The 17,458-nt window shown below is 63.6% G+C and carries 7 protein-coding genes; 2 read left to right on the top strand and 5 right to left on the bottom strand.

Going from position 1 to position 17,458, the window contains the following annotated elements; all coding sequences use genetic code 11:
- Positions 1 to 26: 26 nt before the first annotated feature.
- Genes AZG88_RS02365 through AZG88_RS02345 form a run of 5 tightly spaced genes read right to left on the bottom strand, consistent with a single transcriptional unit; the run spans position 27 to position 14,137 of the window.
- The gene (locus AZG88_RS02365; RefSeq protein ID WP_061696939.1) at positions 27 to 2,804 is read right to left on the bottom strand and encodes a GAP1-N2 domain-containing protein; all 2,778 of its coding nucleotides are present in this window, start codon (positions 2,802 to 2,804) and stop codon (positions 27 to 29) included.
- Positions 2,801 to 5,143, bottom strand: a complete 2,343-nt coding sequence (locus tag AZG88_RS02360; protein ID WP_061696938.1) for a hypothetical protein — start codon at positions 5,141 to 5,143, stop codon at positions 2,801 to 2,803. The genes AZG88_RS02365 and AZG88_RS02360 overlap by 4 nt, the downstream gene beginning before the upstream one ends.
- 1 nt (position 5,144) lies before the next feature.
- The gene (locus AZG88_RS02355) at positions 5,145 to 7,856 is read right to left on the bottom strand and encodes a hypothetical protein (RefSeq protein WP_061696937.1); all 2,712 of its coding nucleotides are present in this window, start codon (positions 7,854 to 7,856) and stop codon (positions 5,145 to 5,147) included.
- A gap of 1 nt (position 7,857) precedes the next feature.
- Complete coding sequence (locus AZG88_RS02350) at positions 7,858 to 11,460, bottom strand: tubulin-like doman-containing protein (RefSeq protein WP_061696936.1); 3,603 nt, start codon at positions 11,458 to 11,460, stop codon at positions 7,858 to 7,860.
- A 52-nt stretch (positions 11,461 to 11,512) separates the two neighbouring features.
- Positions 11,513 to 14,137, bottom strand: coding sequence for a VWA domain-containing protein (locus AZG88_RS02345; protein WP_061696935.1), 2,625 nt, complete (start codon positions 14,135 to 14,137; stop codon positions 11,513 to 11,515).
- A gap of 1,433 nt (positions 14,138 to 15,570) precedes the next feature.
- On the opposite strand from AZG88_RS02345, the gene AZG88_RS02335 reads away from it, so the two are divergent.
- Together AZG88_RS02335 and AZG88_RS02330 are read left to right on the top strand one after the other, a co-directional pair.
- Positions 15,571 to 16,611 carry a hypothetical protein gene (locus AZG88_RS02335; RefSeq protein WP_061696933.1) on the top strand — a complete coding sequence of 347 codons (1,041 nt, stop codon included), beginning with the start codon at positions 15,571 to 15,573 and terminating at the stop codon, positions 16,609 to 16,611.
- 360 nt (positions 16,612 to 16,971) lie between these two features.
- Entirely contained in the window at positions 16,972 to 17,421 is a 450-nt protein-coding gene (locus AZG88_RS02330; protein WP_061696932.1) for a hypothetical protein, read from the top strand.
- Positions 17,422 to 17,458: the final 37 nt, after the last annotated feature.

The following is a 17,458-nucleotide window of genomic DNA, read 5'->3' as shown; positions in this document are numbered from 1 at the left end:
TCCGTCGCACGCGCTGCGGCGGATCGTCAGTGGATCCATGTGTTCTGCCTTTCCGTGGATCCGATTCCAAAATTCCGGAGCCATTGCACCGCGACTGGCTCATAGCCGCGAATGGTTTCCTCGCCTCGGGCGGCGGACATGTTCCGCACGTCGGGCCAGATGGCGTCGCGGATGTCGGAGGTGGTCCGCGGCCCGGTGTATCTGCCACTCTGCACCAGGCTCTCCACAACGTCGTCCAACCACAACGGCCCACGCAGTTGTCTGTGCGAGTGTGTTCCGAGCACACCGATGAAATTCGAGTCGTCGGTATCGGCGGAACTCTGGGCGAGCGAAATCAGGATGGCCTGCGCCGCGATCCAGTCAATATCCATTGCACCGCTGGCCACGAGTTCGGTGACGGCAGAAACGATCTCACGCATGTTGGTCTCGAACAGTGACTCGAAACGCAGACCACTTGATTCACCGGCGTCCGCCCAGGCCAAACGCATAGACTGGGCGGCAATGAAGAGCACACACACATCGACAGCAAGATCGACCGGGACCGAATCCGCTTCCAGAAGAACAAATTCAGGAAGCAAAACCTCGACATGAGTGTGCACCAGCTCTTCCAGCGCTGCCTGATCGATCGCTGCCCAGTCTCGAATCCCACGAATCGACGCAGCCGCGACGGCGACACAATCCGGACTGACCACCAACGACGCCTCGAACAAGACGGCATCGCACTGTGCACCAACATAATTAATCAGATCAGCCAGATCCGAATCGTATTCACACCGCAGCAACAGATCCGCCGCCACACCGGGAGGAACACGGTCACCGAACTTACCGAACAGCGTCAAAACATCAGTGATGGTCAGCGACGCAGCACGGGAAAGTGCGACCAGTTCCGTTCGCGCACTCGCATCGGTCCGCTGATCGGCGAGAAGGAGGTGACGAACAGCCAGATCCGCATACGGACGAACTCGCTCTCGTTCCTCAACAGTGCCGTCGTCGGCGACGAGGACCGAATGAATATACTCGGCAAACAGCATGCTCTCGGCTTCGCCGGCATCGGCGCCCTCAGGGCCGGAAGCGTCTCGCGGGAACAGCCACCGGAGTACCGGGGCGCTCAGCCTCCGCCCGAAATCGCCGAAAGTCATTTTGGGCGCCGTCTCGACCACGGGACGCACCACATTCCGAAGCGTGCACCCCGAAAGCTCTCCGACACGTGCGACGAACGCGTCCCCACGCACGTCATCGAACAACACGTCCAGACGCGCGCGCTCGAGCACCTCGGACAACATGTCCTGCACCTCAGTGGCGAACGGACTCGACGCCAACGTCACCACTGCGAGGTCGGCGACTCGCAGAGCCCGAAACAGTAACTCTTCGGACCCGTCCTCATCGATATCGGGGCGCCGCGCGGACTCCCGCAAATCCCTGACGGCGGTGCCGATCGCACGATTGATCTCATCGGAGAACTGCGGAACCAACTGCGACGGAACCACCGGTGGAACGGCAGGTCCATACAGCCACTCCTCATCCTCGAGAGCACGTTCGACGTAATGAACCGCAGCGGTCGAAGCATTCGCATTTCGCACGTCCAACTGCATCAGCAGGCGCCATGCCTCCGCAGCCCGTCTCGGTGCCGCCGAACGATAGATCCCACGCACCCGCTCGAGAAGCCGGGGCGTTTCATGCACGTGGCGGGGCGAATCCTCGAGGATGACCTTGATGGCCTCCTGGTGACCATCGCTCACTTCCGGTGTGTCGGCCACGGCCATCGCCAGCGGCCACATCGGCGACAACCCGACATCGCCCACCTCGTGTGCGAGATCGTCCTGCTGCGCCAGCACCTGCTCGGCCGTACGCGCATCGATCAGAATCGACTGCGCAAGCATCGACCACGGCGTGACCGCCACCGTCGTATGCCCATCCTTGGTGACATGCGGGTCAGAACCAAGCAAACCCAGGCTAGGTTCCTCGTACTCGTCGATCACCACATAGGAGGGATCCGCCTTCAGCCCGTCACACTCGGAGGTCGGCACCGCAATCAGATGCAATCCCCGCCGGACATCTTCGGTCAGTGAATGCGCCTTGTCGTGGGTCGACCATGCAAACCGCCGAGCGGAACCCGGCGACATGAAGTAACTCACGGCGCCAATCCACATCACCGCGGTAGTCGCATCGCTGACCGTCAGCACCACCGACGGACCACCTGCCATCGCCGCGGCAACCGCATCGAGCAGCACCTGAAAAAGTCCGACACGGAACACTGCGGGATCGTCCAAGAACTCGATCACCTGAGACCGCGTCACAGGCCCGTCCGGCACCGGCACTCGCCTGTCCTCGAGCGAGGACTCCAACACCGCCCTGGCCCCGTACGGCGTCAGCCACCCCGACCACTTCCACAGCTCGACAGGCCGCAGCGGCGACGTCGATGCCCCGAGCTCCCGATCCAGAACGACATGAGCGAACACATTGCCTGGGCGCCCAGATCCATCCAACCCGGCATCGACCGTGTGCCAATACGCGGCACCACCGTCGACCGCCGCGTACATCAACCGGGCGGGCCTACCGTCGATATCCGCCGGAGTCGGGAACCGAGGCAGCGGCGGCTCGAGGTCGAACCGGGTAGAAATCCACGCCGTCAGCACCGAACGCTCACGATCGGACAGGTCACCGACGGTGCTCTTGACCTGCCACCCACCCCCCGAACCGGATCCGTCGTCGAAAGAGGTGTACGTCAACTCACCGAACCGGCAACGGGCGGCAACACCCTCTGCCTGCGGGTACCCGGTCGGCTCGGGGAGTACAGCGCTCATGCCGACGACCCCGAACCCGGATCCAGCCTCAGCGTGGAGACCGCCGGGTCGAGCATGGCGAATCTCCTGGCACCGAACTGCGCCCGACTGGCGTCGACGAACAGACGCACATACCCAGCATGCCCACCCAGATCGGCCTTCCAGCCTGTGTCAGCCCAGCCCCTCGACAATCGGGGCATCACGCACTGCATGACCGGCCGATCCTCGCCGACACCCCGCAGAGGCACACTGCGGCCGTCACGGGAACTGAGCGGCAATCGATCCCGATTGAACACCAGCACGAGCGGCGGAGGCGACTCCACATCCTCCGCACTGAACAAATGGATGGAGACCCAGGACGACGCGCCGGGACTGTCGTCTCGCCGCAGGCCGTACGCCATTCGCACCAGCCCGTTGTACTCGATGGACGTGACCGTTCCCGTGATCTGCTCACCACGGGAGAACGCAATCGGCACAAGGTGCACCGCGCACCCACCGGCGGGAAGGTTCGACCGAAGCGACATTCCGCCGTCCCGCCGGTATTGACGCGCGGAAATTTCGTCAGCATCGGCACTGGGCGAGACCTGATCGAAGGGGAGCCCCATGGGCCCGACGTAGGCGAGGACCGCAGCCGCCGACTTCGGCCAGCCGAAGGTGACGATCTGCTTGTTGCACCGTTCGATGATGCGCGCGTTGCTGACAGGTGCGATGGGCCGCGTCTGGACCGTGGTGGTGCCGACACGTGCGGTGCCATTCAGCAGGGTGACGGGAGTCAGATACGCGCGATCCCACCCGCTCGGCCACGGAACACCAACCATCCGGGAGGTGCGCCCCTCACCGGCCACTGCGGGGTGTGCCAGTCGGGTCTCCTCGGTCAGCCCCTGAGGGCCCAGGGACGCCTCGGGCACTTCCGTATCCTGCAAGCCGGCGTCCGGCGGAAACTCAGTTCGGTAGATGACGACCCGCCCAGCGGCAGGATCGGTCCAGGCGAGGTCGAAGTACGGGATGTCGCCGGCATCCTCGGACTGCACCGTCAGGTCATTGACCGATTCCAGCACGACCGACACCAGGATCTCACCCTGCGCCGGTTGCGACAGCCGGGTGCCGCCGTTGACGACGACCTCCGACATCGCTCGGTAGAGGTATCGGGCTCCGCGCTCGACGTCGCGGTCCACGAAACCTGTGAGATTGGGCTGCCCGGAGCAAATTTCGTTACGCGGGTCGTGAACCACCGGCGATCCGGTCCCCAGCGGGATCCGGTGGATCCGCACCGCCTGGGTGCCCGACCACACGTTCCATTGGCCGATCACCCGGCCTTCGTCCTCGGTAAGCACGAAATCGGTAACAGGGCTGACGATCTCGCCCTGTGCGATCAGGACGGGTTGCCGTTTGCGGGCATCGTCGACGTCGGCTCCGGTATGACACCAGATCTGCAGGTTGCGCACGGCTGAGGCGAAGAAGCGTGCGTCATCCCACGTCGTCTCGAGGGTGACACCGACGAGATCACCGGCTTCGGGCTTGTGCGGAACGGAACCTTCACCGGAGACGATTCGGTACAGAGTGACCGCGGTCTGGGACAGGTGCGGGGCCCAGGTAAAGGTGTATCCGTCCGCGATCTTCGTGAACTTCAGATCGGTCGGGACGATGTCGGTCTCGCCGTACTCGTATTCGCAGAAGTCTTCGGTGATGAGTCGATCCAGCACGCCCGCAGCGCCGGACGCATCCGGCGGCACCGTCACGGCAGGCTCTGGCCGGGTATCCGCGGCCTCGTTGGCCGGAGCGGTTGCATCGGTCGGCGCCGGCTCACCGCTCGGCTGCGTAAACGAACCGAGAATTGCTGCGATCTCTTCGGCCAGTGCTGTCGCCGGACCTCGCAGTTGCCGGCGAACCTGCTCGACCGAGGTGTGGCCGTACTTGATGAGATTGTGGAAAGTGGCGTCTTTGATCGTCTCCGCGTACTCCACACCATTCGCGATCTGCTGCGCACGCCACGCGAACAAGGCATCGATCGGCGTGAGCACCGGTTCCGGCTGCGGCTCCGGTGCGGCCGCAGCCGGAACCGGAGCAGAGGCAGGTGCCTGCCGACGAACAGGGCCGCTCGTCGGGATCCGAAGGTCGTCCGGGAGGTGGCGGACGACTTCGAGAGGATCCATACCGAACTTGATCTGATGCAGGATGTGCACGATCGTGTCGGCCCAGTCGACCGCCGCTGCGGACGGAGCCTCGGACCTCCACGTGTCCTGATTCGCTGCTATCCGCCGAAGCTCGTCCTCGGCGGGCACCTCGAAGCCAAGAGCACCAGCGGGACGGGACCATGCCAGCAGTGCGGTCTCGCGGCGGGCCTGCTTGTCGCTTGCCATGTCAGAACCTGAAACCCTCTTCTGCCCGTGGTGGCTCAAAGCTGTCGACCCCGGCAGCTCCGGACGGTGCGCTGCCACCCGCGTGCGCAGTCGGGAACGCCGGCACATCCCATTGGCTGACCTGCGCATCGGCGACGGCGGCCGGTGCCAACTGAAGGTTGTCGACCGACAACCCATCGCTGAACTGTGTGACGACACTGACGGATCCGATGCCGACGTAACTCCGGTGACGCACGTCATCCTTCACTGCGGTGAGTCCCCCGGTGGTCGCCGAATCGGTCAACACCCCTCTATCGAAATGGTCCGCCCTCCCGCTCGGGCGTTCCTCCCCCACACCCGCGATGAAGTCGTCGATCGAGGTCGACCTCGTCACGCCGTCGACCTCCACATCGACAGTGCCCACCAGGGAACGAACCAACTCCGACTTCGGACCCAGGAGGTTCGCGCGCGCCTTGTCCCACATCAACGCAGCACCAGTAGACGTCACAGTCCCCGCGAACAGCGCCGCCGACCACCGCTCGAGCGGCGAGCCCGATCCACTACCCGCTTCCGACCACAACACCGCAGGATTCGCCGCGATGTCGCGACCCTCAATACCGAGCGACGTGCCCGCACTACCGAGAAGCCGCTCCCACGACGACGTCAACCATCCCATGCCGAACAGGTCCTGCCGCAAGTACTCGGCCGCAGTCGACACCTCCTCAGAGTGCGGCGACGCGTACCCGATCGCGGTGCTCTTCGGCAGACCCCACGCGATGCGTCCGTCATGGGAGGTGCGAACTTCGTCAGGTCCCAGCGGTTCGGCGAGGAACGCGCCGAGCGCCCGGCTCCACACCAGGTACTGGCTGTACGCACTGGCGAGACGATCGAGGTCACGCAACCCACTACGAAGATTGGCTTGGTCCACCTCGAGATCGGCGATCCCCTTCTTACGCTTATTCAACTGCTGGAACAGCTCTTGCTGGCTCCGCATGAAGACGATCACCAACCCGACGATCCACAACACGATCGCCGTCAGGATCACCAGAGCGCCCTGCCACCACACCAACCAGTCCTGCGCAATCGCAACCGCCGACACTGCGATGACCAACACCAGCAAGGCGAACGTGATCTGCGCCCACCGTGCAAGCGTCTTATGCCGCCGGCTCCCCTCCACCGGCTCCTCACCAGCGGCCCGCAAGCGGGCCAGCAACTCCCGAACCTCCTGGAACGTCGCGTAGAACTGTCCCGCGATCCGCTGCCCCACCACGACACCGAAACTGTTGGAGCCCCGCCGCTGCCACTCATCGAGTGCGGCGCCCGTCCGCCGGGCCTCCAACCCGATATTGGGATCCTGATCCAAGGCCCCGAGCTTGTCCCGGAGCTCACGAATACCCAGAGTGTCGGTGGCGTCGACGCTGTGGGTTCCCACCGTCGCTGCCACGATTCCCGGGATCTGGTCGAACCTCTCGGACGGACCCGGCACCGCATCGGAGGCACGTCGGAGGATTCCTCGACTGGCCCCCACCTGCACGGGAGGAAGATCCGCCGATCGCGCGCCCGCGTCCGCAAGCGTCAACGCTGCTCGACTGTAGTCCTGCCATAGATCGGACAGGTCCACCCGCGCCGCATGATGCTGATCGTCACCAGGCGAATCCATGGTTCCACCGAGCTGCTCCGAGGCATAACCGATCTCGGACCAGCTCGCCCGATCACCCTGCGATGTCCGACCCTTGACAACGACCTCATACGCCGACGGCGCTGCCCCGAACACAGTTGCGTGAACCGCGTTCGCCACTCCCGTGGACACACTGTTCACCACCCGCGCGTACCACGCCGACGGCGCATTGCGCAGTGCCGCCCACAGGAACGAGAAGAACATCCGCAGCGCGTCCCAGAAACCGACACGCTGCGAATCGATCACCTCATATGCCAACCGCGGCCCCCGAAGCACACCGGCGTGTTTGCGCCACAACGCGTCCGCCATCGATCGGGTGGCCAGCGCGACGTCGTTGATATACGTCACTGGGGCACCGTTCTCGCGCGGCAGCGGGAAACCACCCTCTTGTGCGAGGATCTTGCCCCGCAGCGAGTCCTCGGCCACCGACGTATCGAGACGCCGATAGAACGACCGGGCAATGCGGACCAGATGACCGGGAAGGACCGGCTTGTCGTCAAGGGGGGCGTGCTCGACATCGCTCCACAGACCGGTTACACCCGCCACCACCGGAGCCGCGAACCTCCCCAGATCGGCAGGTCCAGTGGCGGGACCGAGCGCCACATGCCCCATGCCCGGACCACGAGCGTCCTCAGGCGCAACAAGCACGTTGTGCCAACCATCGAGTGCACACACCGCGTCTGCGGTGGGAGCACTACCCGGGCGGGCGAGAAGAAGCCGAACACGGACCACCCGCGCGCCGCCGGAGGTCGATGTCGCCAACTCCGCGATTCGCCGTTCCACGCCGGTGTCCAGCGGTTCCTCGCCGCCGATCACGGGGACGAGAACACCGAGCCGAAGGACATCGATCCGGTGCGTCGAGACGACTTCCTGCAGCGTCGTGTCGTACTCACTGCCCCGCTCGACCCGCACTGCCTCGACCGGGTTCTTGGCCGCCCCGTCATCGTCGATCCAGATGAACGGTTCGATCAACTGTGCAGCCGACAAATCCTTCAGGACATCCTTGACCCCCTCCGCGATGCCGCGGGGCGCCAAGAACACGGTCAGTTCAGACATGTCAGATCGCTCCTCGTTGGGGGATCTCGAATGCGTCACCAGACGCCGGCCAACTCGATGTGGGAGCCTGCGGCACAACGCTGTCCACACCCACCTTCGGGCGGAGCGCAGCTAGCGCACACTCATCGACCAGAGAAATCAGCTTTCCTGTCGCCCAGAACACATCGGGGGCGACATCCCTGAAGATCGGTGTCTTCGATGCCTGAGCCCGCACCGTAATAGTGGAGAACACCCCACCACCGACAGCACCCGCCTCGCCGACCGCGCCGCCCGACCCCGGCGGCATGTAGTGCCGACCCGCGAAATCTCGCGACTCCTGCAGCGACAACTTCACCCGCTCGGCCCGTTCCTGCACCGTCACCGATTCGCCGGTGTCCGGGACACTCGATCCCACACCCGTATTCGTGGAACCCGTTCGGAGCCATTCGGTGAGGTGAGTGGCCGCCGACAGCCCGAAGATGCCGCTGACCTCGTCCTCCGCCGATCCGTCGTAAATTCTCCGGAGCGCCCGGTACGGCAACATCGACGACATCACCGGCGGTTCATGCGACTGCGCCATCGCCAACAGCACCGACTCGAGGACCGCGGGCAGCCAGTCGTAATCCGCCGAAAACTCCGACGGAGGGGTCAGCAGCGGGTTCGGGAACTCGAGCCACCGCCCTGCCTCCTCATCCCAGATCCGGGCCGGTTCCACGAACGGCGCCTGCGGCAGATGAATACGGCCGAGAATCTGCCCCAGAATCCACCCGGCCACCAACGCCCGACGCTCAGCACCATGCATCGGCAGCGACGCAGCCAGAGGCCGCGCCCGCCGCATCGTCCAGAACGCCTTCCGCTGCGACGGCGACGACTCGAGCCACTGACGCGCCGCCGGCTCGAGGACCGAGTTGTACGCCAACGGCGAATAGTTGGGGTACGACCCGAAGATGTCGATCCGCTTGATCTGCTTCTCGTCGCTCAGCGCATTCCTGAGGACCTCTTTCGTCTTCTCATCGATCCGCGAACCCTCATCCAGGGCGGCGACAAGATCGTCACCCACCCGCAACCCCCGAAACGGGACCGACGAGAACTTGAACCGATACTCCATCTGACGATCGCCGTGAATAGCCTGCAACGCCTGTTCATTCACACTGGCCAACGGTTTCGCCAGAGAGATGGCCTGCCCGAACTTCGAGACCACGTCCCGGTGGCGGCCGGCAAGTTCCGACTCCGCAGCACCTACACCGGTGACGAACTCCTGCAACGACACCGAACAGAACTTGTCGAAGGCCTCACCCGTGCGCGCCACATACAGACGAGCACGCGAGAGCAACTCGGCCGGCCGAGTGTGCACGTCGTACTTGGACGGAGACGAGATAATCGACTCCCCCGTCCCGGGATCAGTCGGGAACACCCGGGAACGCCACGTCGCGATCCGTTCCACGAGAGGCAACTCCTCCCCCGGCGCCCTCGTCCCATCGAGGGTCTGCCACTGCCCCGTGATCACCTGCGCGCCCGCACGGACCACCGCCTCACCGAACCCACGCTGATCGACGCTCTGCAGCCCCACCGACGCAGGCAAATCGAGCTCGTACCGTTGCTTGAAATCCGCGGAGCTGGTCAACATCACCTCGTTGTTCGCCTCCGCGAACCGACTCGGCACACGCTCATCGCTGTCCGACGGCCACGCCGCATACTGCGAGGTCTGCAGTCGCGCCAGACCCAGATCACGAGTCTGTTCCAGCGAAGCCTGACGCAGAAGTGTGTGTGACTCGTTCAACGCCGCGATCAGCGGATCGAAAACCTCCGTAACCATCGCGCCCGCCGCAGCACTCAGATGCGCCGACAACGAGGCGTAGATCTGCCGCTCCACCGTCCTACGCGCCCCATCGAGGACGCTCTGAACAATCTCGTTGGCGTTGGCAATGTTGCCCCGCAAAGCCGCCAACGTGGTGCGCACATCCTCCGGCGGGGCGGCGATATCCTGCGGCGCGTACTTGCTGATGTCCTGCGTCGTCGTCAAGATGTCGTTCTGCATGTACTGCGAGACCCGCTTGACCAACGCCGTTGCATACGGCAACCCGAGGTCCGCGATCGCCGCCGCGACGACACCCTCAAGCCGGCGCGCGAATTCCAGATGCCACCGGTAGGCCCACGAGTACGCGGCGCTCTGAGCACCTGTCAACAGCGCGGCACGTCGGACGCTCAACGCGCGATTGACTTCGGGAACCCAACTGGACGCATTGAGACCGTTGCCCGACGGAATATAGTCACGCAGCTCGCCGTCCACCACCTGCGCCGACAGGGTAACCGCGTCACTCGACGGAAGTACGGTGGACGTCACCCAGTTACCAATGTCTAATGGCAAATTCGACCCTGCCGACACCGCCGGCAGACCAAGCTTTCCGCGGATATTGCCCCACTGGTTGTCGAGAATCGCACCAGCCTGTTCGTCTTCCGACGCCGGATTCCCGATCTGCACATGACCTCGGAGCAACTTATCCGCGCTGCTCCGCGCCAATCGTTGGGCCGAGTACTCGGCATAGCGGTCGCGCCCCATGCTCAGGCTCGCGAATCCGAAGGTACCCCACGGCAACGGATCCCAGATCTCGTTGCCCCAACCGAGGAATTCCCGGCTTCCGGGCAGGCCGCCACCATTGGTCAAGTCCCACTCGACGAACTGCTGCGTTGCCGAGACACTCATCATCAACGCGGACAGCCCTCGACCAAGACCCCGATACACAGCATTCGGGGTGCCGTCGCCGAACAAGGTCCGCTCGGCCCCGACATACCGGCCAACCGGGAACACTCGCGCAAACGGGATCAGCTCGCCCTCGCCGTTCTGTTGTCCCAGCGCCCGCAGGATCGACACGTCGTGCTCACGAGCAGACCCGGTCTGGCTCGCCACGATCTCCCCGAGCATCGCCAGCGCATTCGCACGCACTCCGGTAGTCGCCGACGCGTCCAACCCGTCGAAGATGTCAGGTGCCACCATGAAGACACCCATCAGCCGCGGATCGACACCCGGAATCAGGGTAAGGAGTCGACAGATGTCGAGGGCCATCGACGCACCGGCCCCGCCGGCCATCGAGGACACCACTAGAACCACCGGGCGCTCAGCCGAATCGTACTTCCCTGCACCGGGCACATCGAGATCCCGCATCTCGGCCTCGGTCTCAACGAGAAACAACTTCTCCCAGGCACGTTGAAGAGATTCACGAACCGTCACAGCCCGACTCAGCGTGATCATCCGCCCCAATGCACGGAACTGACCCGCGCCCGTGCTCAGCGGCGTGTGCACAGTGGCAGGATTCCGCGGCGCCCACGTCGCGATCGTGTCCAGCTTCTGCTTCCCGGCGAACTGCTGACTCATCGCGTTGTCGAGAACGCTGTAGCTGTCACTCTGCGGACCGGTACCTACGTACTGGCCACCCTGGTCGCGCACATTCCCCATACCGTCCGGACCGTGTGACGGAGCAGTAGGGACATCGAGATGAATGAACTGCCAACCAGCAGGAATCTCATTCACACCATGCGCAGCCAGGTCCGACCGTAGCTGGTCCATCATGTACGCCAGCGTGGCTCCACCTGAACCACCGCAACCGACGACGAGAAATCGCCTCATCCGTCACCCTCCACCTTGTTGTCGATCCAGGTTGTCGTTGTCGCCGAGTCCGTCATCGATTGCTTCCACCACGAAAGGGATCGAACGGGTCCGATGGAGCCGCGCCCGGACTCCCACCACCGAAAATCGGCGAGGAACCCTGCGGAGATCCTCCGAAGGGATCGAACGAATCCGCTGCACCACCCGAAGCAGGAGCGCTAGGCGAACCCGATGCCGGTGTTGCACGCGCGCGCAGATCCGACAGGACGCCAGGCAACCGACTACGCATATCGTCGACCAACCCACCCCGCACCGTCGGCCCTGCATCGTCTCCGACGAGCAGGACCACGGTGGCGGCATCGGACGGACCCGCCGGGTCATGGAGCACGAACCAGGTGTTGTGCACGGCCAGAGGCAACCTCGCGTGGGGTCGCCTTCCGAACATCGACGGGGAGGAACCGGATGCCCCGGCACGTGCACCGGACTCAACCACCACGAACCCGGCACCCACAGGCGAGCGACCAACACGCGTCCTCAACACCAGGCCACCGATGTCGAGCTGCCGCGCCGGCGAATCGAGCCCCCGGACAACCTCGATGAGATCCCGATCGGTAAGCGCAAACGGCCGACCATCGCGGAGAACCGTGGCTCCCGAAACAGTGACAGGGAACTGCTGCGCCTTGAGCGTGCGCGCAGGTATCCGCGCCGTGAACCACTTCCCGCCATACAACAGCAGCAGCGGAATCCCCGGGCCGAGCAGCAGAGCCACGACCAGCGCAAGAATGAAGTTGCCCTTATCCAGAGGCTTTTCAAGCGCAGCCGTGAAGGGCACATCAACGGGAAGCGCTCGATCCAGCTCACCTGCAGGCGCAACCATCAACGACACTGACCCATTGACTACACCATTGACCGAGTTCGGAACGGACAACGACACCGGAATCGACCCGGTCTGCCCCTCTTCGACCTGAACACATGCGGCGGCCCCGGCCGTCGAGGAGGCGACAGTAATGCTGCCGGCCCCGTCCGGCGACGCCAGCACCGAAGCCGGAGGTGATTCGGGAAGCCACACACACCCGGGACCGGTGACAGGCACATCCACACCGAACTGTCCGGCACCCTCGACCGTGCCGAAGTCAATCTTGGCCGGCAGCGTCGGATAACCGATGGGCGGAGCAATCGCGAGCGGAATGTCAACCGACTGCGGAGCCAGCGGCGTACCGGGTTCAGTCTGTCCCGACACCGTCGTCGCATCCGCCGTGGTGACATCCAACGTGAGGCGGAGCGTCGCCTGACCCGCCGGCACCTCATTGAGGTCGAGAATCACCGGCTGGTCGATCCGATCTTTCGGAATACCAGCCGCAACCGTGCGCTGCTGACCATCCTGCCCAATCAGAACCACCGACAGAGAAGCCTTACCGAGCAGTGACTCCGCATCGATCTCGGAGCGCACAGAATCGACGATTGCAAGGTCCACCGGCACGGACGACTCGCCGCTATGAATGGCGACGGTGTGCTGCCCCTTCCACGCCGGAAACAGATTGCCCGAGATATGGATGTTCGACTTAGAACGCGCAGACGACGAACCGGCAGGATCGACAAAGACCAAGGACCACAAACCCTGCCACTGCGGCGCCGAAGGATTCGTCATCTCGATCGAGATAGTCCGGGGCGACTGCCACCGGTAGTTGATGTCAACGCCACCGATATCGGCTCGCCCCTCCTGACCGGTGTCCGGCAAAGGAACCTGATCCCCGAGCGGCGACATCAGGGTGGGAATCAAACCCTCCGAATCGGCGGACCCGAGCACCGCGACACTGCCGATCGACCGGTCCAGCACGAAACGGTGCTTACCCTCCTCACACACGATCTGAGCGCAGACTCCAGCTTCCCGCGCCAACGGTGACTGCCCCGGCGTGCTGAACGCATCGAAAGCGAACAGCAAATCGTCGATGTTCTGGGCCAGATAGAAGTCGCCCGGGCTCGGCGACGAGATCGCCCCACATGTCGTGGAGCCCGACGGCTCACCCGTCGTGATCGACCTCATCACGTCGAAATCTGCAGGTGCCGCCGTCCCCGCGGCGAGACCAATACCGAAAAGCACGACACCGGACGAACGCAATTGGTCGGCGACGCCGCCTGGCCGGCAGATCGATTCCGTCGCCGTCCTGACCACCTGATCCACCCCGGCCTGAGAGTCGAGGGACGTCTCCGGAGCATAGGGTTTGCGTGTGTCGCCGCGTGATGTGAAATCGATCTTTCCATCCGAGAACCACGCAACGGCTTGACACGAGCCGGCACCGTCGATGCCCGCGGTCCGTGCAGCGAGGGTCTCGCGTGCCCCGTCCAACGCCAACCAGTAGTCGGTATCGATGCCCTGGTTGCGAGTTCGGAATCCGTCCAGCGCACCGTTGATGGCAGGCAACGTCCCGTCGTCAAGTGCAGTCCACTCGAGATCGACCGAATACGTGTCGGCGAACCCTGCGACGGCGACATTCAAGTCGACGCCGGACGAGTTCTCGAATGCGGCAAGCTGCCCGACTAGGTACTCCGCCGAAGTAACCCGCGCCGCATCTGGGTCGGACGTCTGCAAGCTGGAGGACTCGTCGATCATCAACAGCAGGTCGCCCGAACGCTGAGACGCCAGACAGGCACCGAAGTCGGTGACCGCTGTGCCCGATGGAGCCGCAGCGGCTGTCATCGGACTGACAACCGCCCCGCCAGCAGCGCAGGCAAGGAGCGCAGCTGCCACCGCCACCCGTGTGGAAATCCTCACAGCCGGCCCACCCAATCTGCGACTCGCAACGCGCCGATCACAATTCCGACTCCGGCTACTACCAACACGCTCCAATACGCCGCCGTAATCCAGCTTGGCTGCGTGTACACCGGGGCAGCCCGACGTTTCGTGTCCAGCAAGGTGAACGCCGATAACACCCCGATCGCTCCCGGACCGGCCAAAGCCCAACCCGCAAGGGCCAGCGGGCCCGAACCGCCTGCCACGAGTCCGAGCACAACACCGAGCACGGCGACCGCTCCAGCTACCGCAAGGAGCCCGATAGGCGGGGTCGCCACCGTCAGACCACGCCCACCACCGGGGGCACCGGGACTCGCGTCACCTGCGCTCGGGGTGAATGACGGCGGGGCCGGTAACCCGCCTGGGTACGACGGCGACCGGGCGGCGAAAGGATCGGAAGCGAACGGGTCCGAGGGTGAGGTCACCGTGACGTCTCCTGAGAACGCAAAAATGGGCGCGACGACCCCTGACCAGGGCTGTAAGTCATCCTCGCACAGATATTTCGGCGATCATGTCCGACACTCGCTCCCCCTGAAAGTAGAAAATTGTCGTCAGTATTTCACCAGTCGCAGACTTGCGCAGTCAGTCATGCAAACGACAGAGACCGCGACGAACCGGCATGATCAATCGCCGCCCAATGGTCGGGATCGAAACGAAACCACCACACAACGTCCTTACCCTCTGCTCACCTTCGTCGAAAAGCCCCCGGGCGAGATCGACGCCTCTGTGCCCCCCCTCAGCACACTCGGACTGCCGGTACCCACTGGCGGTTCGAGTGCGATTCCAATCGCAGCCGCCTTCCCTTCACAGGAATGACGGCATGACTTTTGCGAGAACAGTGGGCACATACCAGTTAAGGTCTCCGGAATACACGATCATCGGGTAACCCGTGGCGCTCGCCGGGAGGAACGCGAATGTACGAGGTCAAGGCGACTCACCTCACCAATTCAAATGGCCTGGCATGCGAGATCTATCCGGACGTGTTCGTAGTTCAGGACGGCGCCGTGCTCTCAACGTACGCCGGTCAAGCCGACGGTCGCTGTCCCTGCGATCCCCTACCACCGGACGTCGATGCTCACTTCGAGATCGACAACTCGCAGCTGAAGCGCGCCGTCCATAGGGCCACTTCGATCTATCGACCCCGCAGATGGTAGTTCTCAAACGGGTCCGGGGTAGTCCGATCGCGGCAGGCCCAGTCCAGTCGCGGTGGCCGACAGCCGGGCTCCAAGGTCGCGGACTCGTGATAGTTCGCCGACCCGCGAACCTGCTTCCGCGAGTATCGAGTACACAGTCCGAATCCCAACGAACGCCCCGGCTACCTCCCCTCGTACCATTCGCACATGGTGGTAACCAATGCGCCCAGTGATGATCTCGTACCACGATGGTCGAGCAACGTCGACATTGCGAAGTGGGCAATTGCCCAGGGGTACGGCGACCGAACGTACACGTTCAACCGTGACGGTCTGACGCAGTTCAAGACCGACTTCCCTGCCGAGCGGTGCGGCCTCTATCTGTTCGAGTGCGCCCACCATGACATTTACATCGGCATCGCGAAGGATGTCGCCCAGCGACTACCGCACCACCTCAAGAAACACCCCGATGTGCAGATCTTTCGCTTCCTGCCACACCCCGGGGATGAACCGGAGCGCCGCAAGGTCGAGCGGCAACTGGTCCGCGACGCACAACTCGCCGGGCTGATCGTCCGAAACCGTGAACACGCCAGCGGCCACTTCGGGCCGTCGACCCTCGACACACTAATCACCGAGGACGAGCAAGAAGCGTGGCTGCACGATCCGATCACTCACAACGCCCTCGACCAGCACCCACTGATCGAACTGGATCGCAGTCAACTCGCCGCCCACGACGGTGACTTCCGACGCCTCCAAGAGCACTCACGCTATACCGAGATCGTCGAGACACTCGGTGTGTATGCCGCTCAGTGCATTCCGTTCCCCCGCCGCACCGAAGCGACCTTCTGGACCGTTAGCTGCTTCCCCAGCTCCAACCGGAGACGAATCTTCTGCGTCTCGATGGCAGCCCTAGAGACGTTCTACATCGCCGTCTCCGACGACGCGGACACCATCGGAGCTGTGATGTTCGTCGACAAACGCCATCTTCCGACCGGCAGGTGGGGCCGGGCCCTCCTCGCCGCACGCGGAGTGATGTTCGACGACGACTACAACCACAAATCGGGCGGCGCGTACGAACAGTGCCTGCTCATCGACGACATCCGCCATCTCCGCTCGGTCTTGAAGTCGAAGCACGTCCGCCGATCCGCCGCAGCATTCAACCTCGATCTGATGCGCAAACGCCAGTCCGCATACAAACCTTCACACTGCCGACAACTCGCGGCGGCTGCACTCGAAACCACCAGCCCGTAGCCCACATCAGCACGCACGTTCCGACTCCGCCCCCGACACCGCCGCAACAGACAAGCGGCAGATGGAGCCGGGCTCCCCAACATACCGGGCGCCCTGCTCAGGATCCTTCTGGTATCGGTGCCACCCTGGAAGCTACAAGCGACACTCGCCAGGTCAAATCAGTCGTTGCTCCCATGCGAAATCTCGAAAAGACAGACACCTCACCTAGACCGGCTGAATGACATTCGAGTGAATGACTAGTCTGGAGAACCTTCAGGAACCAGACTGGATCACTGTTCGGCGCCGACCCTGTGATGCCTTTACCGACCGACTGATACAGCACCATCGCGACCGTGTTCACACGTGCGTGAATCCCACCCTATGAAGGACGACCGTCACGTGCCACGCGCTTATCCCTCCGCCACCGAGGACAACTACTTCAGGCTGAAGGAGTCCTACGACCTAGAACTCGCGGTGGCGGTCGCACGCAGCTATCTCCACGCCGCGATCGCACATCCCAAGGACACGATCGTTGACGGATGGTCGATCAGCTGCCTGCCCTCGACTGGGGCAGGCCGGCGTTTGTTCACCATCAATGTCGGTGCCGTCGAGGGTGCGTACATGTCGACAATCATCGAAAACGGCGTCGTGGACGGCTACATCATGACGGTGTACGTCGACCGCCGAACCCTGGAGGCGGCATCGGGACAGCCTCTGGCTGAACTTGAGCGTCGGTTCGAAAACGATGTGTTCTTCGACAACGCCACCCATGCCATGTTCAGGGGACGCGCGGTCAGTCTGGAGATATTGTCAATACCTGTGGATGAGTGAGTTTCAGGCGACCTCCGATCCGGCGTTGGCGGGCTCG

Source organism: Rhodococcus sp. LB1 (assembly GCF_001583455.1).
GTDB lineage: Bacteria > Actinomycetota > Actinomycetes > Mycobacteriales > Mycobacteriaceae > Rhodococcus_F > Rhodococcus_F opacus.
This window is presented reverse-complemented; position numbering and strand designations above follow the sequence as displayed.

What these genes read in the sequence shown, in the direction of transcription:
- AZG88_RS02365 (WP_061696939.1), bottom strand. Translation starts at nt 2,804, where the DNA reads ATGAGCGCTGTACTCCCCGAGCCGACCGGGTACCCGCAGGCAGAGGGT.
- AZG88_RS02360 (WP_061696938.1), bottom strand. Translation starts at nt 5,143, where the DNA reads ATGGCAAGCGACAAGCAGGCCCGCCGCGAGACCGCACTGCTGGCATGG.
- AZG88_RS02355 (WP_061696937.1), bottom strand. Translation starts at nt 7,856, where the DNA reads ATGTCTGAACTGACCGTGTTCTTGGCGCCCCGCGGCATCGCGGAGGGG.
- AZG88_RS02350 (WP_061696936.1), bottom strand. Translation starts at nt 11,460, where the DNA reads ATGAGGCGATTTCTCGTCGTCGGTTGCGGTGGTTCAGGTGGAGCCACG.
- AZG88_RS02345 (WP_061696935.1), bottom strand. Translation starts at nt 14,137, where the DNA reads ATGACAGCCGCTGCGGCTCCATCGGGCACAGCGGTCACCGACTTCGGT.
- AZG88_RS02335 (WP_061696933.1), top strand. Translation starts at nt 15,571, where the DNA reads ATGGTGGTAACCAATGCGCCCAGTGATGATCTCGTACCACGATGGTCG.
- AZG88_RS02330 (WP_061696932.1), top strand. Translation starts at nt 16,972, where the DNA reads ATGAAGGACGACCGTCACGTGCCACGCGCTTATCCCTCCGCCACCGAG.